The organism is Streptomyces tropicalis (genome assembly GCF_029269835.1).
Lineage (GTDB): Bacteria > Actinomycetota > Actinomycetes > Streptomycetales > Streptomycetaceae > Streptomyces > Streptomyces tropicalis.
In genome coordinates, this window is sequence record NZ_JARJBB010000012.1 from 102,501 (window position 1) to 125,251 (window position 22,751).

The window sequence follows — 22,751 nt, forward strand, 5'->3', positions numbered from 1 at the left end:
TCCCTGGCGGGAGGACCCCGGCCGGTGCATCCACCGGGCCCGCCGCCAGGGAAACGGACCGGACGAGGGGCGGACGGTCACCCTTGCGTCCTCTTCCCTCCCGGACCAATCCGCCGTGCCCGCGGCCTCGGATTACGCCCGGCCATGTCGCACACCCGAAGGACCCACCTCGTGAAGGAAGCCGTGTACATCGGCAGGAATCCGGCGTCCGAGCCGGATCTGCAGGAACTGATGAGCAGTGTGGCCCTGGGCGACCAGGAAGCCTTCGCCTCGGTCTACGACGTCGTGGCGGGCCCCGTCCTCGGCGTGGTGCGCAGTGTGCTGCGCGACCGGGCCCAGTCGGAGGAGGTCGCCCAGGAGGTGCTGGTCGAGGTGTGGCGCACGGCCGCCCGGTACCGTGCCGACCGGGGCACCGCGATCAACTGGATCCTGACCCTCGCCCACCGGCGCGCGGTGGACCGGGTCCGCTCCGCGGAGGCCGCGGCCGCCCGCGAGCACAAGGCCGCCCTGCTGGACCGCACCCCCGAGTACGACCAGGTCACCGAGCAGGTGGAGGCCCACCTGGAGCGGGAGCAGGTGCGGCGCTGCCTGCGCACCCTGACGGAGATCCAGCGGCAGGCCGTCACCCTGGCGTACTACCGGGGGCTGACCTACCGCGAGGTCGCCGAGGCGCTCGCGCTGCCGCTCGGCACGGCCAAGACCCGCCTGCGGGACGGGCTGATCCGCCTGCGCGACTGCCTGGGGGTGACCGCATGATCACGGCCGATCTGCACACGCTGACGGGTGCCTACGCCCTGCACTCCCTGCCCGACGACGAGCGGGTGGCCTTCGAGCGGCACCTCGCCGACTGCGAGGCCTGCACCCGGGAGGTCGAGGAGTTCGCGGCCACCGCGGCCCGCCTCGGCCTCGCCGTGACGGCGCCCGCGCGGCCCGCGATGAAGGACGAGGTGCTCCGGCGCATCGGCGGGGTCCGGCAGGATGCGCCGCACACGTCGCCCGCCGTCCGCTCGGCCCGCGCCGCGCTGCGGGCGCGCCGGCTGTCCGGATGGGCGCTGGCCGCGTGCGTGGCCGCGGCGGCGGCTCTCGGCGGCACCGCGGTGTGGCAGCACCAGCGGGCGGAGGACGCCCGCGCCGCGGCCAGACAGGAGACGCAGCGGGCGGACGAGGTGGCGGCGGTGCTCGCGGCGCCCGACGCCCGCTCCCGCACCGCCCGTCTCGCGGGCGGCGCCGGCGGGACGGTCGTCGTGTCCCGTAGCCGCGACCGTGCGGTGTTCGTGGCGTCCGACATGGCCGCGCCGCCGCCGGGCAAGGTGTACCAGCTGTGGTTCGCCGAGGGCGGGGCGATGCGCTCCGCGGGTCTGATGGATCCGCAGCGGGCCAGCCAGACGGTGGTGATGCAGGGCCCGGTCGACGGTGCCTCGGCCATGGGCATCACCGTGGAGCCGCGGGGTGGTTCGAGAGCGCCGACGTCCGCGCCGCTGGCGCTGATGAACCTGCCCGCCTGAGCCGGTACGGGCCGGGCAGGCCGGCCCCGGACCCGGCAGGGGACGCGAGGGGCCCGCCGCGGACTGCGGCGGGCCCCTCCGTCGTGCCGGGCGCTCCGGTCAGGTGGTCCGGCGGGGCGGCCGGGGGAGGAAGCCGCTGGTCCGGGCCACGTACTGGGCGTACCCGGGACGGTCCTCCATGTGGCGCTCCAGCAACTGCTTGCCGCTCCCCCGGATCAGCAGGAAGCTCATCACCAGGGGCGAGACCACGGACACGGCGGCGGCCGCGCCGGACTCGCAGGCGATCAGGAACAGGCCCCACCAGACGCAGAAGTCGCCGAAGTAGTTCGGATGCCGGGTCCAGGCCCACAGCCCGCGGTCCATGATCCGGCCCCGGTTCGCCGGATCCGCCTTGAACCGGGCCAACTGGGCGTCGCCGACCGCCTCGAAGACCAGCCCGAGGGCCCACAGCGCGGTCCCGGCGGCGGCCACGCCGGTGAGCGGTCCGGGCACGTACTGCGCGGCCTGCACCGGCAGCGACACCACCCACACCAGGGCACCCTGGAGCAGGTACACCATGCGCAGGGCGTACAGGTTCCGGCTGCCGGGGGCCTTCGCCAGCATCGCCTCGTAGCGGGGGTCCTCGCCGTGGCCGCGGCCGCGCCGCGCGATGTGCGCGGCCAGCCGCAGCCCCCACACGGCCGTCAGCACGGTGACGAGGATGCGGCGCCCGCTGTCTCCGTGGCCCGCCGAGGCCGTGTACGTCACCAGGGCGACGGCCGCGAACGCGATCCCCCAGGCCGTGTCGACCACCCGGTGCACGCCCTTGCGGACCGCGACGGCGAAGGTGACGAGGAGGACGGCGAGGGCGGCCGCGGCGGCCCAGGCGAGGTTCGCAGCGAACGCGCCCCAGGGGAAGCCGGTCACCGCTCCTCCAGCCCCGTGTACCAGCCGGCGGGCGGCGCGGGCAGGTCGCCGCGGCCCTCGCGGGTGGGGCGGACGGCGAGGATCTGGTCGACGCCCATGCGCCGCTCCTCGAAGGCGAGCGCCCCGCCGACCAGGTACAGCCGCCACACCCGCGCCGTCTCCTCGCCGACCAGGGCCACGAACTCGGGCCAGCGCTCCTCCAGGGTGCGGTGCCACGCCTGGACGGTGCGGACGTAGTGCTCGCGCAGGGACTCCACCGAGCGGACCTCCAGACCGGCGTCCTCCAGGAGTCCCACGGTCTCCCCGAGGGGCCGCATGTGCATGTCGGGAGCGATGTACGCCTCGATGAAGGCACCGCCGCCCGGTGCGGTCCGGCCCCGGGACATCTGCTGGACCAGGACCCGGCCGCGCGGGCGGACCAGCCGGCTCAGCGCGGCGGCGAACGCCGGGTACTCGGCGTCGCCGACGTGCTCGCCCATCTCGATGGTGCACACCGCGTCGTAGCCGCCGCCGGTGATGTCCCGGTAGTCCTGGCAGAGCACCTCGACCCGGTCCTCCAGGCCGCGTGCGCGGACCTGGTCGCGGACGTACGCCGCCTGTTCCGCGGCAAGGGTGACGGCGGTGACGCGTGCCTTGTGGTGCTCGGCGGCGTGCAGGGTGAGCGCGCCCCATCCGCACCCGACGTCGAGCAGCCGGGCGCCGGGCTCCAGGCCCAGTTTCCGGCAGACGAGCTCCAGTTTGGCGCGCTGCGCCTCGGCGGGGGCGAGGCCGGGGTCCTCGCTCGTCCAGTAGCCGCACGAGTAGGCCATGGACTCGTCGAGGAGCAGCCGGTAGAAGTCGTTGGACAGGTCGTAGTGGTGGCTGATCGCCGCCCGGTCGCGGGCCCGGCTGTGCAGGCCGCCGCGCAGGCGGGCCTGGGAGGCGGGCGGGGCCGGGCGGGGCCCGACGGCGCCGAGGCGCACCGCGGATCCGAGGGCGCGGGCCCGTCGGGCGGCGGACGGCGCCGGGGCGTGCAGGCCACGCTCCCGGGCTGCCGCCCACATCGTGCGCAGGCCCTCGGCCAGGTCGCCCTCGACGTCGATCTCGCCGGTCACGTACGCCTGGGCCAGGCCCAGTTCGCCGGGTTCCCACAGCAGGCGGCGCAGGGCGCGCCGGGACCGCAGGACGACCACGGGGCCGTCGGCCGGTCCGGCCTCGCTGCCGTCCCAGGCGCGCAGCCGGACCGGGAGGGGGCCGCCGAGCGCGTCCCGCGCGAGGGTGGCGAGCCGGTGGGCGGCTCCCGGGCGCAGACCACGGGGGGCGTCGGGCCGGGGGGTGCGGGCGGTGGTCATCGGGCGGAGTCCTCCTTGGTGAACAGGTACTGCTGGACGTCGAGGTAGCCGGAACGGAACCCGGCCTCCGAGTAGGCCAGGTAGAAGGTCCACAGGCGCCGGAAGGTCGCGTCGAAGCCGAGGGCGGCGACGTCGTCGGCGCGTTCGGTGAAGCGCTCCCGCCACAGCCGCAGGGTCTCGGCGTAGTGCGCGCCGAAGGCGTCGCGGCGGGCGACGGTGAGCCGGGTGTGGTCGCGGACGGTCTCCGCGACGGCCTCGACGGACGGGAGGAGCCCGCCGGGGAAGACGTACTTCTGGATCCAGGTGTGGGTGTCGCGGGAGGCGAGCATGCGGTCGTGCGGCATGGTGATGGCCTGGAGGGCGGCGCGGCCGCCGGGGGCGAGGCGCTCGTCGAGGGTGCGGAAGTAGACGGGCCAGAACTCGGCGCCGACCGCCTCGATCATCTCGACGCTGACCACGGCGTCGTAGGTGCCGCGGGCTTCGCGGTAGTCGCACAGGGCGACGTCGACGCGGTCGGCGGCCCCGGCCGCGCGGGCCCGCTCCAGGGCCAGGGCTCGCTGCTCCCGGGACAGGGTGAGCGAGGTGACGCGGGCGCCGCGGGCGGCGGCCCGGATCGCCAGTTCGCCCCAGCCGGTGCCGATCTCCAGCAGCCGGGTCCCCTCGGCCACCCCGGCCAGGTCCAGCAGCCGGTCGATCTTGCGGTGCTGGGCGGCCGCGAGCAGGTCCTGGTCGGCGGGGAAGCCGCGGAAGACGGCGGAGGAGTAGGTGAGGGTGTCGTCGAGGAACACCCCGAACAGGTCGTTGGACAGGTCGTAGTGGCGGCTGATGTTCGTGCGCGACCCCTCGGGGGTGTTGCGCTGCGCGGCCGGCTGCCGCTGCGCCCACAGTCCGCGCATCCGCTGGAGCGGGGCCGGGACGAGGTCGGCCGCGTGCGCGGCGAGCACGGTGAGGACGCCGACGAGGTCGGGGGCGTCCCACTCGCCGGCCATGTAGGACTCGCCGAAGCCGATCAGGCCGTGGGCTCCGATCCGGCCGTGGAAGCGCCGGGGGTCGTGCACCTCCAGCAGCGGGCCGCCGGCTCCGGCGGTGCCGCCGCCGGCGAAGCGCACCCGCAGGGGCAGCCGTTCCAGGGCCCGGCGCACGACGGCGGCGGTGACGGCGGTGCGCAGCGGGGAGGACGCGGGCGGCGCGGCCACGTCGGGCCAGCGGGCCGGGTCCACGGCGCCGACCGGTCCGTCGGTGCTGCAGCGGGGCTCGACTGTCGTCATGTCACGTTCTCCGGGGTGCGGTGGCGGGGGCGGGGCTGCACGGGCAGTCCCCGCAGGTACAGGCGGATGCCGTGGCGGCGGATGCCGGCCGAGACGGCGGCGGTGGACCAGGGGTGGCGCAGCGCCAGACGGAGCAGGGAGCGGGGGGTCGCCGCGCGCCGGGTGCCGCGCACGGTGGCGGTGAAGGCGCGCCCGCCCTCCCGGTCCAGGTGCACGGTCAGGTCCAGCCGGTCCCCGGGCAGCGGCAGCCGCATGCGGTAGTGGCCGTCGACGGGGAAGAACGGCGAGACGTAGAACTCCTTGTCGGTGCGGGCGGCCCCGGCCCCGTCGGGGTGCAGCAGGTAGGCGTGGCGTTCGCCGTACGTGTTGTGGACCTCGGCGACGACGCAGCGCAGGGCGCCCTCCGGGTCGTGGCACCAGTACAGGGTGAGCGGGTTGAAGACGTGCCCGAGGACGCGGGCGTGGGTGAGCATGGCGACCGGTCCGCCCGCGAGGTGGACGCCGTGTCCGGCGAGGAAGGCGTCGAGTCCGGCGCGCAGGGTGGGCCCGTCGCCGGTGAAGTGGTCGCGGGGGTCGAAGCGGGCGAGCGGGCGCAGCAGCCGGGGAAGGCGCGGAGGCCGGTCGGGGTCGACGAGCCACAGGTAGGTGCGGTGCCGCAGGGTGTACCGGCGGGGTGCGGTGCGGACGTGGGCGATGGTGCAGGGGTAGAGCGCGGGTATGGCCGTCACCAGCGCACCCCCAGCGCTTCGGCGGCCCGCACGCCGGAGCGGCAGCCGTCCTCGTGGAATCCCCAGCCGTGGTAGGCGCCGGCGAAGGCCGTGACGGCGGTGTGCAGTTCGGGCAGCCGCGCCTGCGCGGCGACCGACTCGGGGGTGTAGACGGGGTGTTCGTACGTCATGCGGGCGAGGACGCGGTCGGGTGCGACGCGGTCCTCGCCGCCGAGGGTGACGACGTAGGTCTCGGGGGCGTCGAGGCGCTGGAGGCGGTTCATGTCGTAGCTGACCCGGACGTGCCCGGCGTCGGCGCCGCAGGACGGCATCAGGTAGTTCCAGGAGGCGCGTGCGCCGCGGGCGCGGGGCAGCAGGGCGGTGTCGGTGTGCAGGAGGGTGGGATTGCGCGAGTACCGGAAGGCGCCGAGCACCTCCTTCTCCAGCGGGGTGGCGTCGGCCAGCAGCCGGAGCGCCTGGTCCGGGTGGACGGCGATCACCACGGCGTCGTGGTCGGCGGTGGTGCCGTCGCCGGTGGTGACCGTGGCGCCGTCGGGATGCCGGTGGACGGCGCGGACGGGGGCGGCGGTGCGCACCGTCTGCAGACGCCGGGCGATGCGGTCCACGTAGCTGCGGGAGCCGCCGGTGACCGTGCGCCACGCCGGTGAGCCGGTGACCGAGAGCATGCCGTGGTGGTCGAGGAAGCGGAACAGGTAGGCGGCCGGGTAGCGCGCGGCGGTGGCGGCGTCGCAGGACCAGACGGCGGAGACGACGGGGGTCATGAAGTGGGCGCGGAAGTAGGGCGAGAAGCCCTCGTCGTCGAGGAACGCGCCGAGGGTGTAGGTGTCGTCGGCGCCGCGCGCGAGCAGCGCGCGGGCCGCGCGGTGGAAGGCGGGGACCTCGGTGAGCATCCGCAGGTAGGCGGGGCGCAGGGCGTTGCGCGGCCGGGCGAGGAGGCCGGCGGGGCCGCGGGCGCCCGCGTACTCCAGGCCGCAGCCCTCGCACCGCACCGACATGCTCATCTCCGACTCCTGGGTGTCGACGCCGAGTTCGGCGAAGAGCCGGAGCAGGTGCGGGTAGGTGCGCCGGTTGTGCACGATGAAGCCGGAGTCGACGTGGTGGACGCGGCCGTCGGCGGAGGTCAGGGCGTGGGTGTGGGCGTGGCCGCCGAGGCGGCCGTCGGCCTCGTAGAGCGTGACGTGGCCGGTGCGGGCGAGCAGGTACGCGGCGGTCAGGCCCGCCACCCCGCTGCCCACCACGGCGGTGCGGCGGCGTGTGCCGCCCTCGTCGCCGGGGCGCCCCTGCGGGCCGTGCGGGCCCTTCCTCACCGTATGAGCCATTGCGTCTCCTCCACGAACCGGGCCTGTCGGGGGTAATCCGTGGCTGCCGCGGGCGCGGATTGGCGCAGGATCGATCTTCCTCGGGCTCCTCGCCGGGGTCCGGCCGGGCGGGGGCCGGGAGTCCGGGCGGGCGGGCTGCTGACGCCGTGGCAGCTCGGGCCGCCGTGTTTCCGGCTCGGGAGGCGGGAACCTCGCCGACCTCTACACATAAAAGGGAAATAAGAGCAAAATAGGGATGCGCGGCGCTCACCGCACACCGCATCACCAGCGGTCAGGCCTGCACTTCAGAAGGAGACGAACCATGGCCAACGTCTCGCACGGCAGAGGTGACATCAGCACCCATCCCGACGTCACCGAGATGCGGGAGCGGTACGCCCGCATGCTCGGCGGCCGCGATGTGGCACTCGTGGACGGACCGGTGTTCCTGCTCGGCCTCTACTGCGCCGCATCCCCGTGGATCCTCCACTACACGGCGAGCCAGCCGGCGCTCGCGACCCACAACCTGATCATGGGGATCGCGATCGGCCTGCTGGCCCTCGGCTTCACCACCGCGCCGGCCCGGATGTACGGCCTGAGCTGGGCGATGTGCGCCATGGGGATCTGGCTGGTCGTGGCGCCGTGGATCGTGGGCACCCGCCCCGACACCGGCGTCGTCGTGAACAACATCGTCATCGGCGCCCTGGCCCTGATCCTGGGGCTGCTGTGTGCGGGCACGGTGGCACGGAGCACGCCGCGGCCGTAGTCCGCGGCCCCCGGCTCGCCGGGGAGGACGCACGAAGGGCCGGTCCGCACGGCGGACCGGCCCGGCCGGGCCGGCGGCCGGCGAGCCCCGGCCCCTGGCGGGAACGGACGCCCGCTGCCGCGCATCGACGTCAGGTCGTCATGCGGCGGCTGGGGCCCTCAAGTGGCCGCGGGCTCCGCGTGCGGGGCGGGCGCGGACAGGTACTCCTCGGTGATCTCCTTCGGGCCGAACGGCCACACCTTCTCCCGGCGGGCCCAGACCAGGAACGCGGCGCAGCCGAGGGCCAGCCGGGCCGGCGACCACTCGACGGGGTGGCGGCCCGGGGAGTTGCGGTCCGCGCAGCCGTAGATCACGGACCAGCCGCCGAAGGCCACGGCGCCCGGGAACGGGTGGAGCCACGAGGGTGCTGGGGATCGACATCGGGCGCGGCCGGCTGCGGGTCGCGGTCACCGGCCTGGAAGGCACCGTCGTCGCCCGCCCCGACGTGCCCAACCGGGTGCGCGGCTCGGGCGTGCTGACGGACCTGGTGGTCGGGACGGCGCGGTCCGTCGCCCGCGCGCACGAGGTGGTGCACGCGGTGGCGGGCACGCCCGGGGTGTACGACGAGCGGCAGCGGCGGGTGCGGTACACGATGCACCTGCCCGGCTGGGGCCGCGCCGGCCTCGTCGACCGGATCCGGGACGAGCTGGGCGTGCCGCTGGAGGTGCACAACGACGCCGACCTGGCCGCGCTCGGGGAGCACGCGTACGGCGCCGGCGCGGGCAGCCGGCTGTTCGTCCGCCTGATGATCGGCACCGGCCTCGGCACGGGCGTGGTGAGCGAGGGGCGGCTGCTCGCGGGCGCCCACGGGCCGGCCGGGGAGATCGGGTTCCCGCCGTCGCCCGGACCGCGGACGCCGGCGCGGCTGGAGGACGCGATGTCCGGGGAGGCCGTGGTGGAGTCGGCGCGGCGGTTCGGCATGACCGGGCAGCTCACCGCGAAGGACGTCTTCGGGGCCGCCCGCCGGGGCGAGGCGGCGGCACGGGAGGCCCTCCGGCCGGAGGGCGAGCGGATCGCGTACACGGTCGCGGCGGCCGCGGCGGTGCTGGACCCGGACCTCGCCGTCCTCGGCGGTGGGCTGGGCCGCAGCCCGGACCTGCTGCTGCGGCCGGTGCGGAGGGCACCTGCGCACGCTCACGCCGCTCCGGCCCGAGGTCGCCCCGAGCCGGCTCGGTGAGGACGCGGTGCTGCTGGGCCCGGTGGCGACCGCACTGGACACCGCGCGGGACGTGGTGTTCGAGCGCCGGACGGCGGCCCTCTGACACACCGTCGGCCGCACGGCGGGCGGGCCCCGGTGGGGCGGGCGCGGGCGCGCCCGCCCCGGGGGTGCCTCAGGCGACGTTCAGCGCCGTGTCGTCGACGACGAACGACGTCTGGAGGGTGGAGCCCTCGGTGCCGGTGAACTTGACCGTCACCGTCTGGCCCGCGTACGCGGAGAGGTTGAAGCTGCGCTGGGTGTAGCCGCTCGCCGCGTTGAGGTTGGAGTAGGTCGCGAGCGTCGACAGCACCGTCCCGCTGCTGTCGAGCACCTGTGCCTTCAGGGTGTCGTAGGCCGTCGAGGTGGTCGTCTCGTCCGTGTCCACGTGCAGGTAGAAACTGAGCGTGGCGCTGGTGCATCCGGACGGGACGGTCACCGTCTGGGCGAGCGTGTCGGTGTGGGCGGCGCCGTAGCCGTCGAGCCACGCCTTGTAGGAGCCGGTGCGGGCGGCCTCTCCGGTGTCGTTGGAGATGACGCCGCTGGAGGCGTTCCAGACGGTGTTGCCCGACTCGAAGCCGTTGTTGCCGAGGAGCTGTGCGGCGGTGCAGGTGCCGCCTCCGCCGCCGCCGGTGGTTCCCGAACCGGCCAGCCACGCGGTGGCGTTGAGGGCGAGGGGCGCGTCGGTGGCGGTGGGGTCGTTCCACCCGTCGTACAGGGTGTTCCCGGACTGCCCGGTGCCGTCGTCGATCGGGGAGCTGTCGCCCCAGAAGGCGACCCGGCCGCTGCCGAAGGTGCTGGTGAGGAAGAAGGCGCCGGTGTTGCCGGAGTAACCGGTGCGGTAGAGCAGCCCCTTGACGTTCGGGTTGTCCGCCGGTTTGAGGGTGGCGGTCGTTCCGTTGGCGATCAGGCTCTTGGTGACGGTGCCGAAGGAGCCGTGCAGGACGGGGTCGCTGCTGTCGCTGATCGCCGCCGGGTGGTCGGAGGAAATGTTCAGCGAGTCGATCGAGAAGCCGAACGGGTCGGTGGAGTCGACGCTGTTGTTGGTCATCAGATCGTTGAGGATCTTGACCGCGTCGCTGCCGTCGTTGTTGCGGTCGGAACCGGTGTGGTCGGAGATCATGAACAGGCCGCCGCCGTTCTTCACGAACGTCATGATGGCGGTCTTCTCCGCGGTGGTGAACAGCGTGTTCGGTTCCGGCAGGACGAGCGTGTCGAAGTTCGACAGGTCGGTCGACGACGATCCGCCGTAGGAGAGGCCGGAGCCCGAGGGCAGTGTCTTCAGGCTGTAGCCGCCCGCCTTCTGCAGCGCCACACCCCAGGAGGACAGTGCGCCGGTCCAGTCCGTCTCGGCCGACGGGGAGGGGTTCTGGCCGAGCGGGTCGGGCTGGCTGGTGGAGATGATCCAGTCGGCGTTGCCGGCCGTCTCGGCGTGGGCGTTGTCGAAGAGGACGCGGTGGGTGGTGGTGGCCGCGTGGGCGGGTGTGGCGCTGGTGCCGACCTGGAGCGCGGCCGAGGCGACGAACAGCCCGAGACCGGCGAGGGCGGTGGTGAGTCTGCGGCGGGATGTCCTGGATCCGAGCATCCGGCGAACCTCCGAGTGGGGTGAAGGGAGCGGTGCAGGCGCCAAATCTGCGCGCGTAGAACGGGGTTGAGCGTTCTACGCGCATCACGCAATTGAAAGGTACATGGCATGACTGAACGGTGAACAGAAAGTCCCGGCAATAAACGGGTTGAGTGGCCGGGAATCCAGCGGGCACACGAACGGCGCAGCGTCCACCTCACCAAGGGGCGAAGATGGAGATCACGGGCATCATCAGCGCCATCGTCATCGGCATCATCATCGGTGTCCTGGGCCGGCTCGTCGTGCCGGGCCGCCAGCACATCGGCATCATCTGGACGATCCTCGTCGGCATCGTGGCCGCCCTGGTCGGCGCGGCCATCGCGTCCGCCCTCGGTGTGGCGCACACCAAGGGCATCGACTGGATCGAGTGGCTCATCCAGATCGCGCTCGCCGCGGTGGGCGTCGCCGTGCGGCGCGCCGGCCGTGCCGGGTCGCTTCCTGCCGTGCTGCGCGGCGGCCGCGCCGTCACCCGCGGTGCGGGGCCTGGTGGAGCAGACGACGCGGTGGGCCGCCGGGGACGCCCGTGTCCGGGTGGGCGGGCGGAACGGAGGGGGTGCCCGCCGGCGCGGAGGACGTGCTGCCGGCCGGTGCCGTCCTGGCCCCCAGCCAGGTGCACGGGGCGGTCGGACTGGAGGAGTCGGGGCAGTTCACCGGCATGGGCCACGACGGGGGCACCCTGCTGACCGCCCAGGTCGGCCTGCCGGCGGACGCCTGCGCCCTGGGTCACGCGGACCGACGCCCCGGTGGGCCACGGTCCGCCCCGCAGGCGCCCTGCGCGGTCGCCGCCGCCCGGGTCAGGGCGTGTACACGTACGGCGTCGTCGTGGTGAGGGGGACGAAGCCGAGCCGTTGCAGGACGGGGCGGCTGTCGTCGGAGGCGTCGACCTGGAGGTAGCGGTGGCCGAGCCGGGCGGCGACCCGGGCCCGGTGCGCGACGAGGGCGCGGTAAAGACCCCGGCCCCGCCACTCGCGGAGGGTGCCGCCGCCCCAGAGCCCGGCGAACGCCGTGCCCGGCACCGGCTCCATCCGGGCCGCGCTGACCGGCACCTCCCCGTCGAGCGCGACGACGGCGACGACGGTGTCCGGATCGGCCGCGAGCCGGGACAGCAGGCGGTGGCGCAGCCGGCCGCCGTCGGTGCCGAACACCCTGTCGTGCACGTCGACGAGGAGGTCGACCCCGTGGCTGTCGGTGACGGCCGACAGCCGCACGCCCGCCGGGGGTTCGGCGTCGAGGCTCAGCGCGTCCAGGTCGCCGACCATCAGCGTCTCCGCCGGCTCGGCGGTGAACCCGGCGGCCGCGAGCCGCGCTCCGAGGTCGCCGGGGCGGTCGTGCCCGTAGAGCTTCCACTCGAAGGGGAGGCCGAGCGCGGTGAAGTGGTCGATCTGTGCGGCGATCACCGCGTCCGCGTCCGCCGCGTCCGGCGAGGACCAGACGATCCCGTTCCAGTCCCGCGCCGTGCCCACCTGGCGGACGACACCGGCGCAGCGTTCGACCCGCACCCCGGGTCCGTCGGGCCGGGCGCCCTCGCGCAGCTCCCGGTCGTGCAGGGCGAGGAGAGTGGCGTGATCCATGCGCTCACTCCAGCAGGGCGGACCCGCCCACGGCAACGGGATATCGGGCCCCGCGCGCCGACGACGGGAGCGACCGCAGGCTTCAGCCCAGTTCGAGGGTGGTCACGCCGAAGACGCGGTCCTGGGCGTGCGGCGGGACCGGGCCGGTGTACATGCGGGCCGTCTCGAAGGACGGGGTCAGGCCGGCCGCCTCGGCCAGGGCGATGCCCGCGGGCCGGGTGTGAGGCACGTCGATCGCGATCTCCCGGCCCGCCACCGGCGCGGTCAGCGCCGCGAACAGCTCGTGCGCGCCCTCGGCGGTGTCGGCGAACAGCGGCCCGACGCGCAGGCAGTCGCGGCCCGGCCGCAGGACGCCGTAGCCGGTGACGCGGCCCCCGTCCGAGCGGCGGACGAGGGCGCGGTGACCGGGCAGGGTCAGCCACCGGGCGAGGAAGCGGGGGCGCGGGGCCGGGTGGCACAGGGCGTCGTACGCGGTGACGGCCTCGACGTCGGCGGGCCGGACGGGCCGGATCCCGGCCGGGGCCGCGGCGACGGGCGCGGGGCCGCGGTAGCGGACGGTGCGGTGGGCGAGCCGGAAGCCGGACCGGCGGTAGTTGTCCTGCTGGGCCACCACGCCGTCGAGGCCGATCGTGCGGGTCCCGGCGTGCGCCAGGGCGGTCTTCCAGGTCGTCAGCCCGTGCCCTCGGCCGCGCCGGTCGGGGCGGACCAGGTAGCAGCCCAGGAAGGCGTACTCGAGGCCGTGGTTGACGACCGAGATCGCCGACACCGGTTCGCCGTCGACCCGGCCGAGGAAGAAGCCGTCGGGGTCCTGGGCGAAGAAGGCGGCACCGTCGGAGAGGCCCGGGTTCCACCCCTCGGCGGCGGCCCATCCGCCGATCACCGGCCAGTCCTGGAGCGAGGCCCGGGTCACGACGAGGTCTTCGGGGGCCGCAGAGGCCATCGGCTGCACTCCGTTCCGCGGGTGGTCGGCTGTGGGAGGCATCCTTGCCGATCACCGGGTTCGGGCGCCATGCCGGACCTCCGCCGCGCCCGGTCGACCGTCCGCTTTCGGCCGCCGGGCCCGCGCAGCCCGGCGCTCCGGACATCGGCCCTCCGGACGTCCGGATACGACGAGGCCCCACCGGTCACGGGGTCCGGTGGGGCCGTTCCCAGACTCGCGGGCCTCCGGGCCCACGAGCCTGAGCTCCTGCGATGTGGGGACTCGTGCCCCCCTCGTCAGCGCGAGGCGCCGGCGCGGTAGCGGCGGTACAGCGCCGCTCCGCCGAGGATCAGCCCGGCGCTCGCGGCGAGGGCCGGCGCGGTGCCGTCGGCGCCGGTGTGGGCCAGCGACCCCTCCATGTGCGGCGCGGGCGCCACCACCGGGGCGGGCGCCTGCTGCGGCGTCGTCCGGACGGGCGGCGTCACCGGAGGCGTGACGGGCGGAGTCACCGGAGGCGTCACCACCGGCGGAGTCACGGGAGGCGTCACCACCGGAGGCGTCACCACCGGCGGAGTCACCGGAGGCGTCACCACCGGCGGAGTCACGGGGGTGGAGCCGTTCGACGACGTGTCGCCGAAGACGGGATTGCCCACGCCCACCACGTTGACCGAGTTGCCACTCGCGTTCACCGGCACGTCCACCGGCACCTGGATGGTGTTGCCGGCGACGACACCGGGCGAGCCGGTCGTCGATCCCTTCGCCGTGGCGCCCCCCGACGTGCCCGTACCGGAGGACTCGTTGGCGCACCGGTTGCCCATGGCGGGATTGAGGAGTCCCACCACGTTCACCGTGTTGCCGCACGCGTTCACCGGCACGTGCACCGGAAGCTGGATGGTGTTCCCGGAGATCACCCCCGGCGAGCCCGCCGCGGCTCCGTCCGCCGCGGAGTCGGCGAATGCCGGCATCGCCATGGCCATCGCGCCGGAGGCGGCGGCGACCGCGATCACACCGTTTCGGGTAACCCGTTTCATCGGCTCCCTGCCTTTTCAATCAGTCGCGGGCGCTCGCCCGCACCGGGTAAAACGCTGGTGAACGATTCCGGTTATGGCTTGACCGTCTTTCACCCTTTCGGGCGGCTTGATTTTCGAACGGTGAGTAAAGGCGTCCGATCGGCCCGACGCAGCGCGCCGGTCGCGGGCCCCCGGCACGGCCCGGCTGCACCGCCCCACGCCGGGAGGCGCGCCCCAGGGGGTCCGCTTAGGGTGAGCTCAGGTGAGGACCCCGGTCCGCAGCGCAGTGTCCCTGGAGGCATCGATGCAGGCCAAGCAGACGTGGCGGCCGGCGACCCGGCGTTGCGCGGGCGTCGGTGTCGTCACGCTGGCCCTGCTCGGTGCGGCCATGCCGGTGGCCGCGGACCGCAGCGGGCCCGACCTGGGCCGGTTCTACCGGCAGCGGGTGGCGTGGTCCGCGTGCGAGCCGGACATGCCGAAGGACATGCAGTGCGGCAAGGTCACCGTGCCCGTGGACTACACCCGGCCCGCCACGGCCACCCTCGACCTGGCCGTCTCCCGCTTCCGCGCCACAGGCCCGTCCCGGGGCTCCGTGCTGCTGAACTTCGGCGGGCCCGGCGGGGCCGGGGTCCCGGCGCTTGCAGCCGACAGCAAGCAGTTCATGGACCTCACCAACGGCTACGACGTGGTCGGCTTCGACCCCCGCGGCGTCGGCCGGTCCTCCCCCGTCACCTGTGGCTCGGACGGCGAGGACACCTCGTCGGACGCGGGCGGAGGCGCCACAGGGAACCCGGATCCGAACGACGCCCGGGCGGCCATGGCCGTCTGGCAGCGGATGGCGGTGCAGTGCGCCCGGCACTCCGGCCCGGTGCTCCCCCACATAGGCACCGCCGACTCGGCCCGCGACATGGACGTCATACGCCAGGCCCTGGGCGACCGGAAGCTCAACTACCTGGGCTTCTCCTACGGGACCCGCCTCGGCGCGGTCTACGCCGCCGAGTTCCCCGACCGGGTCGGGCGGATGGTCCTGGACGGCGTGGACACGCTGACCGAGCCGCTGTCGGAGCAGGGCAGGGTGGCCGCCGAGGGCCAGCAGACGGCGCTCGACGACTTCCTCGACTGGTGCGTGCAGGACATCGCCTGCCCCTTCGGCCAGGACCGCCGGCAGGCCGGGACGCAGGTCCAGAAGCTGGTGGCCTCCCTCGACGAGAACCCGGTGCCGTCGCCGTCCGGGGGCAGCATGTCCGGCCAGGACCTCGTGGGCGCGATCAGCCAGGCCCTGTACAGCAAGCAGATGTGGCCCTCCCTGGAGCGGGCGATCGCCTCACTGGTCCAGGACGGCGACACCCGCGGCATCGAGGCGTTCTCCGCGGGCGGGGTCACCCTGCCCGGGGCGCCGCGGCGGGACCCGCACAGCGGGCGGAACGGCGGCGGGGGCCTGGTCCCCACGGCGGACATCCCGCTGGACAACCTGCCGGCCGCGATGATGGCGATCAACTGCGCGGACGATCCCGACCGGCCCCCCGCCGACGTGATCGCGCGGGACCTCGGCCGGCTGCGCGCCGCGTACCAGGAGGCCTCGCCCGTCTTCGGCCGGTACCAGCTCTCCGAGGTGCTGATGTGCTACGGCAGGCCGAAGGGCAGCTCGTACATACGCGACCGGGTGAAGAACCTCGACGCGGCGAAGATGCTGCTGGTCGGCACCCGGGGCGACCCGGCCACCCCGTACCGCTGGACCGTCGAGACGGCGCGGCGGATCGGGTCGCCGGCGGTGGTGCTGGACAACCGGGGCGACGGGCACACCGGCTACAGCTCCTCCACCTGTGTGCACCGCAAGGTGAACGACTTCCTCCTCGACGGCTCCCTGCCGCCCAGCGGCAGCTCGTGCGGCGCCGACCCGTCGATGCAGCTCGACTGACGGCCTCCGCCACGCCCCGGGCGCCACTTCCGCGGAGCAGCCCGACGCGCCACCCGGGCGGCACGCCCCGGCCGCCCGGCCGGTCCCGTGCACCGTGGGAAGCCGGACGCACGCGGGGGCCGGGCGCCCGGCCCCCGCGCCGACGCCGCCCGGGCGGCCCGGCCGGCGCCCTCGCGGGTCACGGCGGGGCCGCCCGCCCGTGCGGGGCCCGGGCCTGAACCTGAACCTCAGCCTCAGCCTCAGCCTCAGCCTCAGCCTCAGCCTCAGCCTCAGCCTCAGCCTCAGCCGAGGATGATCTCGGGCCGGTACAGGTCGAGCCACAGCGCCAGGTCGAGGGTCTTCTCCAGGCCCCGGCGGGCCGCCTGCGTGACGACGGGGGTGTCGCGGTGCGCGAGCCGGCGCACGCGCTCCCGGTCCACGAGGTCGAAGACGGGGTGGCCGGGCCGGGCGAGCAGGTCCTTGGCGTGGTCCTGGAGGGCGACCGCGTACTTCGGGTCCTGGGTGGACGGGTAGGGGCTCTTGACCCGGTCGTAGACGGACTTCGGCAGCAGGTCCGCGGCCGCCTCCCGCAGCAGGCTCTTCTCCCGTCCGTCGAAGGACTTCAGGGCCCAGGGGGTGTTGTAGACGTACTCGACGAGCCGGTGGTCGCAGAAGGGCACCCGGACCTCCAGGCCGACCGCCATGCTCATCCGGTCCTTGCGGTCCAGCAGGACGCGGACGAAGCGGGTCAGGTGCAGGTGGCAGATCCGCCGCATGCGGTACTCGAAGTCGCTCTCGCCGTCCAGGCGGGTGATACCGGCGACGGCCGTGCGGTATCCGTCGGCGACGTAGGAGTCGAGGTCGAGGGCGCCGGCGAGGTCGGGGCGCAGGACGTCGGTGTCGTCGCCGAAGTCGCGGCCGAAGCGCACCAGCCAGGGGAAGGTGTCGGCGGCACGCGCCTCCTCGTCGAAGAACTGGAGGTAGCCGCCGAAGACCTCGTCGGCGGACTCGCCGGACAGCGCGACCGTGGAGCGCTCGCGGATGCTGCGGAAGAGCAGGTACAGCGAGGCGTCCATGTCGCCGAAGCCGGCCGGCACGTCACGGGCCCGGACCACCCTGGCCCGGATCTCCGGGTCGGCGAGGGACTGGGAGTCGAGCACGATGTCCTGATGGTCGGTGGCCGCGGCGCGGGCCACGTCGTGCACGAACGGCGCGTCGGGCGTGCCCCGCAGTTCGTCGGCGACGAAGTGGTCGCTCTGGCCGACGAAGTCGACGGCGAAGCTGCGCACCTTCTCGCCCTGCTCGGCGAGTTGGCGGGCCGCGAGCGCGGTCATGGCGGAGGAGTCGAGGCCGCCGGAGAGCAGGGTGCAGCGCGGCACGTCGGCGACGAGCTGGCGGCGCACGATGTCGTCGAGCAGGGAGCGGACGGTGGCGACGGTGGTGTCGCGGTCGTCGGTGTGCGGGCGGGTCCGGAGCTGCCAGTAGGCGCGGGTGCGCAGGCCCGAGCGGTCCACGGTGACGACGGTGCCCGGCTCCACCTCGTGCATGCCGTCCCACACCGCGTGACCGGGGGTCTTGACGAAGGTGAACAGCTCGCGGAGCCCGTCCAGGCACACCCGGCGGGCGGCCAGCGGGTTGGCGAGGATCGCCTTGGGCTCGGAGCCGAAGAGGACGCCGTCCGGGGTGGGACGGTAGTAGAAGGGCTTGATCCCCATGCGGTCGCGGATCATGACGAGCTGGTCCGTGCGGCCGTCCCAGACGGCGAACGCGTACATGCCGTTGAGCCGCTCGGCGACGGCGTCGCCCCATTCGAGGTAGCCGTGCAGGACGACCTCGGTGTCGGAGTCGGTGGTGAAGCGGTGGCCGCGGGCGGCCAGGTCGCGACGGAGCTCCGTGAAGTTGTAGGTCTCCCCCGAGTACACGAGCGCGACCGTGCCCCGCGGGGTGTCGGCCGCCATCGGCTGGCGTCCGCCGGGCAGGTCGATGATGGCGAGGCGGCGGTGTCCGAGGGCCGCCGGGCCGTCGATCCAGGTGCCCCGGTCGTCCGGGCCGCGGCAGGCCATCGTCTCGGTCATCGCCTCCAGGGCGGCGGCCTCGCTCCGCAGGTCACGGTCGTAGGAGACCCAGCCGGTGATGCCGCACATGTGCTACCTCCCGCGGTCCGGTGGGCCGGTCCGGGCCGCTCACCTGCGCACGTGCGGGTGCGGCAGCCCGTTCCGGCGAACCAGTTGCATCGAGCATCTATGTCACGAGCGTGTGGCACCGGCGCCCGGCGGTCAACGCGGCCGCGACCGGGCCGGCGGGGCGAGGGCTGCGCTTTCGGCCGGACCGTGCGCCCAGAACGCCGCCGGATCGGCCCCGCCGGGCGGCCGAGCGCCGCGAACCGGCCAAGTGCAAAAATTCTCCCAACGTCCGCGGCGGTGCCGCCAGTCGGCTCCCCGCCCGCCGCGATGCAGGCCAGAGGACCTGGTTTCCCTTACCGCGGCCGCCCGCGCACGGCGAATCGGATTGCACCAAATGCCTGATAGGCCGATCGGTCCTATCGTGCTGTCATGGAGCACGTTCTGAGTCCCGCCACCCTCGCCGAGCTGCGGCGCCCGCGCCCCTATCCCGCGGTGTCGGTCCTCACGCCGACGCACCGCCGCGAGCCCGACAACGCCCAGGATCCGGTCCGGCTGCGCAATGTCGTGGCCGAGGCCAAGAGACAGCTGGAGAGCGACCCGTCGGTCAGCCGCGAGCGGCGCGCCGACGTGGTCCGCCACCTCGACCAGGCGCTCGCCGAGGTCGACCTGACCTACGCCGAGGACGGCCTGGTGATCTTCGCGGCGCCGGGTGAGCACCAGGTGTGGTCGCTGGCCCGGTCCGTGCCGGAGCGCGTGGTGCTCTCCGACACCTTCCTGACCCGCAACCTGGTCTCCGCGCAGACCGCGGAGCGCCCGTTCTGGGTGCTGTCCGTCTCGGCCGACCGCGTCACGCTGTGGAACGGCGGCGTCGACCGGGTGACGGAGGACCGCACGGGCGGCTTCCCGATGACCAGGACACTCGTGGAGAACTTCGACGCCGAGCGCCGGGAACGCATCGGCGACCTGCCCAGCACGTTCCGCGACGACGGCACCCGCCGGTTCCTCCGGGAGGCCGCCGGCGCGCTGCGCGCGGTCCTGCGCGAGCACCCGCGCCCGTTGTACGTCACCGGCGAGCCGGCCGCGCTGGCCGTGCTGGACGAGGTCGGCGACGTCGCGCACGACGCGGTGCGCATCCCGCACGGCGGACTCGCGCACGGCAGCCCCGAGGCCGTGCTGCGCGCCCTGCGGCCGCTGCGGGACGAGCAGGCCCGCGACGGGGCGACGGCGGTGGCCCGCGAGCTGGAGGCGGCCCGGGGGCGCCGGGCCTTCGCGGCCGGTGTCGACGAGGTCTGGCAGAACGCCCGCGAGGGCCGGATACGCCTGCTGGCGGTCGAGGAGAACTACCGCGTGCGGATGCGCGCCGACGCGGGCGACCATCTGGTCCCGGCCGACAGCGGGGACCTGCGGGCCCGCGACGACGTCGTGGACGAGATCGTCGAGCAGTGCCTGGAGACCGGCGCCGAGGTCCGCTTCGTACCGGACGGCGCCCTGGGCGAGGCCCGCGGCATCGCCGGCGTCCTGCGCTACTGACACGGCACCGCGCACGCTCCCCTCCCCCGGCGGGGTCCTACGCTGCGCAGGACCGCCGGTGGCGAGGGGAGCGTACGCGTGGGTGAACTGCTGGGTGTGGCCGTGCTGGGTGCCGGGCACATGGGAGCCGATCACGTACGACGGCTGGACCGGGTGGTGAGCGGGGCCAGGGTCGCCGCGGTGGCCGACCCGGACACGGCGCGCGCCGAGGAGACCGCCGCCGGGATCGAGGGGGTCTCGGTGCACGCGGACGCGACGGCCGCGCTCGACGCCCCCGGTGTGGACGCGGTGCTCGTCGCCTCGCCCGGGCCCGCGCACGAGGAGGCGCTGCTCGCGGCGTTCGCGCGCGGCCTGCCCGTGCTGTGCGAGAAGCCGATGGTGCCCGACCCGGCCGGGGCGCTGCGGGTCGTGGAGGCGGAGGCCCGGCTCGGGCGGAGGCTCGCGCAGATCGGCTTCATGCGCCGCTACGACGCCGGGTACCTGCGTCTGAAGGCGCTGCTGGACGGCGGCCGTCTGGGGCGGCCCCTGATGCTGCACTGCACGCACCGCAACGTCTCGTCCCCGGCGCACTTCACCAGCCACATGCTCGTCAACAGCTCGGTGTCGCACGAGATCGACGCGGCCCGCTGGCTGCTCGGGCAGGAGCTGACCGCGGTGACCGTGCTGCGTCCGGCGCCCTCGGCCGGGGCACCCGAGGGCCTGGCGGACCCGCAGTTCGTGCTCCTCGAGACCGAGCGGGGTGCCCTGGTGGACGTGGAGGTCTTCGTCAACTGCGGCTTCGGCTACCAGGTGCGCTGCGAGGCCGTCTGCGAGGCGGGCAGCGCCCGGATCGGCGAGGAGGAGGCGATGTCCGTCACCACCCGGGACGGCGCCCGGCAGGAGGTGCCGCAGGACTGTCTGGTCCGCTTCGCCGACGCCTACGACCGCGAGGTGCAGACCTGGGTGGACGCCACCCGCGGCGGTCGGGTCACGGGACCGAGCGCCTGGGACGGCTACGCGGCCTCGACGGTCGCCGAGGCCGGCGTGCGCGCGCTGGAGACCGGCCGCCGAACGTCGGTGGCCCTCGCCCCGCGCCCGGCGCTGTACGGCGGGGCGGGGCGCTGACGGCTCCGCGCGGGCTCCGGAGTGCGCCGACGGGCGGAGGACCCGGTCTGCACCGGGCCCTCCGCCGTGTGTGTGGCCCCGCGGCCGACCGAGGGGGCCGGGCCCTCAGCGCTTGGTGGTGCTGCGGAACAGCGCACGCGACCAGACGTAGCCGACCAGGCCGATACCGGCGCACCAGGCGAGCGAGATCCACCCGTTGTCGCCGATCTCCGAGCCGGAGAGCAGGCCGCGCAGTGTCTCGGTCATCGGTGTGAACGGCTGGTTCTCGGCGAACCAGCGCAGACCCGGCGACATCGAGCCGGCCGGCACGAACGCGGAGCCGAGGAACGGCAGGAACTGGACCAGCAGCGGCTTGTTGCTCGCGGACTCGACGGTCTTGGAGATCAGGCCGAGCGCCACCGACAGCCAGGTCACCGCGAACGCGACGGCCGTGAGGAGACCGGCGGCGGCGAGCCACTCCAGCGGGGTCGCCCCGGACCGGAAGCCGAGGGCGAGCGCGACGCCGACGACCGGGACCATGCACGCCATCGTCTGGACGACGCTGCCGAGGACATGCCCCGTCATGAACGACGAGCGGGTGATGTTCATGGTGCGGAAGCGGTTGACGATGCCCCCGGTCATGTCGGAGCAGACGGCGATGGAGGTCGACATGGAACCGGCGGCCACGCCCATGATGACGACGCCGGGCGTCAGGTACTCCAGGTAGGCGTCCCGGCCGCCGCCCATTCCGGCGCCGATCGCGTCTCCGAAGGCGTACACGAACAGCAGCAGCATGAGGATCGGCATCAGGGCGCTACCGAGCCCCACGGCCGGATAGCGGATCGCGTGTCTGAGGTTGCGCCGCAGCATCGTCGTCGCGTCCTGCACGGCGAAGGTGAGGGAGCTCATCGCAGGGTCTCCTTGGTCCGGAGCGAGGTCCCGGCGCCGGTGGTGCCGTGGCCGGTCAGGGCGAGGAACACGTCGTCGAGGTCGGGGGTGTGCACGGAGAGGCCGGCGGCCCGGACGCCGGCCGCGTCGAGCCGGTCGAGCAGGGTGCGCAGCGCGTCGGGGCCGCCGTCGCCCGCCACGCGCAGGGCGAGGTTCTCGTCGTCCCGGGCCGCGTGCGGGAGGGCGGCGGCCGCGCACTCGTACGCGGCGGACCCGGTGAACCGCAGCCGTACGTGGCTGCCGGGGATCCGCGCCTTGAGCTCGTCGGCCGTGCCCTCGGCGACGATCCGGCCGCCGTCGAGCACGGCGATCCGGTCCGCCAGCTGGTCCGCCTCCTCCAGGTACTGGGTGGTGAGGAGGACGGTGGTGCCGCCCGCGACCAGTGAGCGCACGGTGTCCCACATGGTGCGGCGGCTGCGGGGGTCGAGCCCGGTCGTCGGCTCGTCCAGGAAGATCACCTGAGGGTCGCCGACCAGCGTCATGGCGAGGTCGAGCCGGCGCCGCATGCCGCCGGAGAAGGTCGCGGCCCGTTCGTGCGCGACGTCCGCGATGTCGAAGCGTTGGAGCAACTCCCTTGCACGGGTGCGCCCTTCACGCTTGCCGAGGTGCAGCAGATCGGCCATGAGGAGCAGGTTCTCCTCGGCGGTGAGCAGGTCGTCGAGTGCGGCGAACTGCCCGGTGACGCCGATCGCGGCGCGCACCCCGTCCGGTGACGTGGCGACGTCGTGGCCCGCGACCCGGGCCTGCCCGCCGTCGGCGGCGACGAGTGTGGACAGGATCTGCACGGTGGTGGTCTTGCCGGCGCCGTTGGGCCCGAGCAGCGCGTACACGGACCCGGCCGGGATGTGCAGGTCGAGGCCGTCCAGCACGGTCCTGTCGCCGTACGACTTGCGCAGACCGACGGCGGAGACGGCGACAAGCGGCTGCGGACCACCCGCCCGTCTGGGCGTGGGCATGACAGACGAGGGCATGGAGTCCTCCCGTTCGAGGGCTGGGGCGACGGGGAAGCGGGC

The 22,751-nt window shown here is 74.5% G+C and carries 19 protein-coding genes and 2 pseudogenes; 8 read left to right on the forward strand and 13 right to left on the reverse strand.

Annotated elements, in window-relative coordinates; all coding sequences use genetic code 11:
• Positions 1-171: 171 nt before the first annotated feature.
• Complete coding sequence (locus P3H78_RS22380; RefSeq protein WP_276110880.1) at positions 172-756, forward strand: sigma-70 family RNA polymerase sigma factor; 585 nt, start codon at positions 172-174, stop codon at positions 754-756.
• The gene (locus P3H78_RS22385) at positions 753-1,505 is read left to right on the forward strand and encodes an anti-sigma factor (protein ID WP_276110881.1); all 753 of its coding nucleotides are present in this window, start codon (positions 753-755) and stop codon (positions 1,503-1,505) included. The genes P3H78_RS22380 and P3H78_RS22385 overlap by 4 nt, the downstream gene beginning before the upstream one ends.
• A 99-nt stretch (positions 1,506-1,604) precedes the next feature.
• Here P3H78_RS22385 and P3H78_RS22390 read toward each other — a convergent pair whose 3' ends face one another.
• The 5 genes from P3H78_RS22390 to P3H78_RS22410 are packed head-to-tail and all read right to left on the reverse strand — an operon-like array spanning position 1,605 to position 7,057.
• A complete protein-coding gene (locus P3H78_RS22390) occupies positions 1,605-2,411 on the reverse strand; it encodes a DUF1295 domain-containing protein (protein ID WP_276110882.1) in 807 nt (268 codons plus the stop codon).
• Positions 2,408-3,742, reverse strand: coding sequence for a class I SAM-dependent methyltransferase (locus tag P3H78_RS22395; RefSeq protein ID WP_276110883.1), 1,335 nt, complete (start codon positions 3,740-3,742; stop codon positions 2,408-2,410). The genes P3H78_RS22390 and P3H78_RS22395 overlap by 4 nt, the downstream gene beginning before the upstream one ends.
• A complete protein-coding gene (locus P3H78_RS22400) occupies positions 3,739-5,010 on the reverse strand; it encodes a class I SAM-dependent methyltransferase (RefSeq protein ID WP_276110884.1) in 1,272 nt (423 codons plus the stop codon). The genes P3H78_RS22395 and P3H78_RS22400 overlap by 4 nt, the downstream gene beginning before the upstream one ends.
• A complete protein-coding gene (locus tag P3H78_RS22405) occupies positions 5,007-5,738 on the reverse strand; it encodes a DUF1365 domain-containing protein (RefSeq protein WP_276110885.1) in 732 nt (243 codons plus the stop codon). The genes P3H78_RS22400 and P3H78_RS22405 overlap by 4 nt, the downstream gene beginning before the upstream one ends.
• The gene (locus tag P3H78_RS22410; protein ID WP_276110886.1) at positions 5,735-7,057 is read right to left on the reverse strand and encodes an NAD(P)/FAD-dependent oxidoreductase; all 1,323 of its coding nucleotides are present in this window, start codon (positions 7,055-7,057) and stop codon (positions 5,735-5,737) included. The genes P3H78_RS22405 and P3H78_RS22410 overlap by 4 nt, the downstream gene beginning before the upstream one ends.
• A gap of 301 nt (positions 7,058-7,358) precedes the next feature.
• Between P3H78_RS22410 and P3H78_RS22415 the strand changes: the two genes are divergently transcribed.
• The gene (locus P3H78_RS22415) at positions 7,359-7,799 is read left to right on the forward strand and encodes an SPW repeat protein (RefSeq protein ID WP_276110887.1); all 441 of its coding nucleotides are present in this window, start codon (positions 7,359-7,361) and stop codon (positions 7,797-7,799) included.
• A 158-nt stretch (positions 7,800-7,957) separates the two neighbouring features.
• Here the strand turns inward: P3H78_RS22415 and P3H78_RS22420 are convergent, their stop codons facing one another.
• Complete coding sequence (locus P3H78_RS22420) at positions 7,958-8,173, reverse strand: hypothetical protein (RefSeq protein WP_438828014.1); 216 nt, start codon at positions 8,171-8,173, stop codon at positions 7,958-7,960.
• A gap of 26 nt (positions 8,174-8,199) precedes the next feature.
• On the opposite strand from P3H78_RS22420, the pseudogene P3H78_RS22425 reads away from it, so the two are divergent.
• Positions 8,200-9,100: pseudogene (locus tag P3H78_RS22425) on the forward strand (ROK family protein); the annotation flags it as partial.
• Positions 9,101-9,169: 69 nt separating this feature from the next.
• On the opposite strand, the gene P3H78_RS22430 reads toward P3H78_RS22425, so the two are convergent.
• Positions 9,170-10,618: a M6 family metallopeptidase gene (locus P3H78_RS22430; RefSeq protein WP_276110888.1), complete on the reverse strand. Its 1,449-nt coding sequence runs from the start codon at positions 10,616-10,618 to the stop codon at positions 9,170-9,172.
• Positions 10,619-10,830: 212 nt separating this feature from the next.
• Here P3H78_RS22430 and P3H78_RS22435 point away from each other — a divergent pair.
• Positions 10,831-11,085, forward strand: a pseudogene (locus P3H78_RS22435) (GlsB/YeaQ/YmgE family stress response membrane protein); the annotation flags it as partial.
• Positions 11,086-11,451: 366 nt separating this feature from the next.
• Here P3H78_RS22435 and P3H78_RS22440 read toward each other — a convergent pair.
• From P3H78_RS22440 to P3H78_RS22450, 3 genes are all read right to left on the reverse strand, one after another.
• The gene (locus P3H78_RS22440) at positions 11,452-12,228 is read right to left on the reverse strand and encodes a GNAT family N-acetyltransferase (RefSeq protein WP_276110889.1); all 777 of its coding nucleotides are present in this window, start codon (positions 12,226-12,228) and stop codon (positions 11,452-11,454) included.
• An 82-nt stretch (positions 12,229-12,310) separates the two neighbouring features.
• Complete coding sequence (locus P3H78_RS22445) at positions 12,311-13,168, reverse strand: GNAT family N-acetyltransferase (RefSeq protein ID WP_276110890.1); 858 nt, start codon at positions 13,166-13,168, stop codon at positions 12,311-12,313.
• 275 nt (positions 13,169-13,443) lie between these two features.
• Positions 13,444-14,154 carry a chaplin gene (locus P3H78_RS22450; RefSeq protein WP_276110891.1) on the reverse strand — a complete coding sequence of 237 codons (711 nt, stop codon included), beginning with the start codon at positions 14,152-14,154 and terminating at the stop codon, positions 13,444-13,446.
• A 307-nt stretch (positions 14,155-14,461) separates the two neighbouring features.
• Here P3H78_RS22450 and P3H78_RS22455 point away from each other — a divergent pair, with 307 nt between their 5' ends.
• The gene (locus P3H78_RS22455; protein ID WP_276110951.1) at positions 14,462-16,075 is read left to right on the forward strand and encodes an alpha/beta hydrolase; all 1,614 of its coding nucleotides are present in this window, start codon (positions 14,462-14,464) and stop codon (positions 16,073-16,075) included.
• 281 nt (positions 16,076-16,356) lie between these two features.
• On the opposite strand, the gene asnB is transcribed toward P3H78_RS22455, so the two are convergent.
• Positions 16,357-18,198: an asparagine synthase (glutamine-hydrolyzing) gene (gene asnB, locus P3H78_RS22460; RefSeq protein WP_276110892.1), complete on the reverse strand. Its 1,842-nt coding sequence runs from the start codon at positions 18,196-18,198 to the stop codon at positions 16,357-16,359.
• 408 nt (positions 18,199-18,606) lie between these two features.
• Between asnB and P3H78_RS22465 the strand changes: the two genes are divergently transcribed.
• Both P3H78_RS22465 and P3H78_RS22470 read left to right on the forward strand, forming a co-directional pair.
• On the forward strand, positions 18,607-19,707 hold the full coding sequence (locus tag P3H78_RS22465; protein ID WP_276110893.1) for a baeRF3 domain-containing protein: 1,101 nt from the start codon (positions 18,607-18,609) through the stop codon (positions 19,705-19,707).
• 78 nt (positions 19,708-19,785) lie between these two features.
• Positions 19,786-20,811 carry a Gfo/Idh/MocA family protein gene (locus tag P3H78_RS22470; RefSeq protein ID WP_276110894.1) on the forward strand — a complete coding sequence of 342 codons (1,026 nt, stop codon included), beginning with the start codon at positions 19,786-19,788 and terminating at the stop codon, positions 20,809-20,811.
• Between the two features lie 105 nt (positions 20,812-20,916).
• Here the strand turns inward: P3H78_RS22470 and P3H78_RS22475 are convergent, their stop codons facing one another.
• Both P3H78_RS22475 and P3H78_RS22480 read right to left on the reverse strand, forming a co-directional pair.
• On the reverse strand, positions 20,917-21,699 hold the full coding sequence (locus tag P3H78_RS22475; RefSeq protein ID WP_276110895.1) for an ABC transporter permease: 783 nt from the start codon (positions 21,697-21,699) through the stop codon (positions 20,917-20,919).
• Positions 21,696-22,694 (reverse strand): ATP-binding cassette domain-containing protein, encoded by a 999-nt coding sequence (locus tag P3H78_RS22480; RefSeq protein ID WP_276110896.1) that lies wholly within the window; start codon positions 22,692-22,694, stop codon positions 21,696-21,698. The genes P3H78_RS22475 and P3H78_RS22480 overlap by 4 nt, the downstream gene beginning before the upstream one ends.
• Positions 22,695-22,751 lie beyond the last annotated feature (57 nt).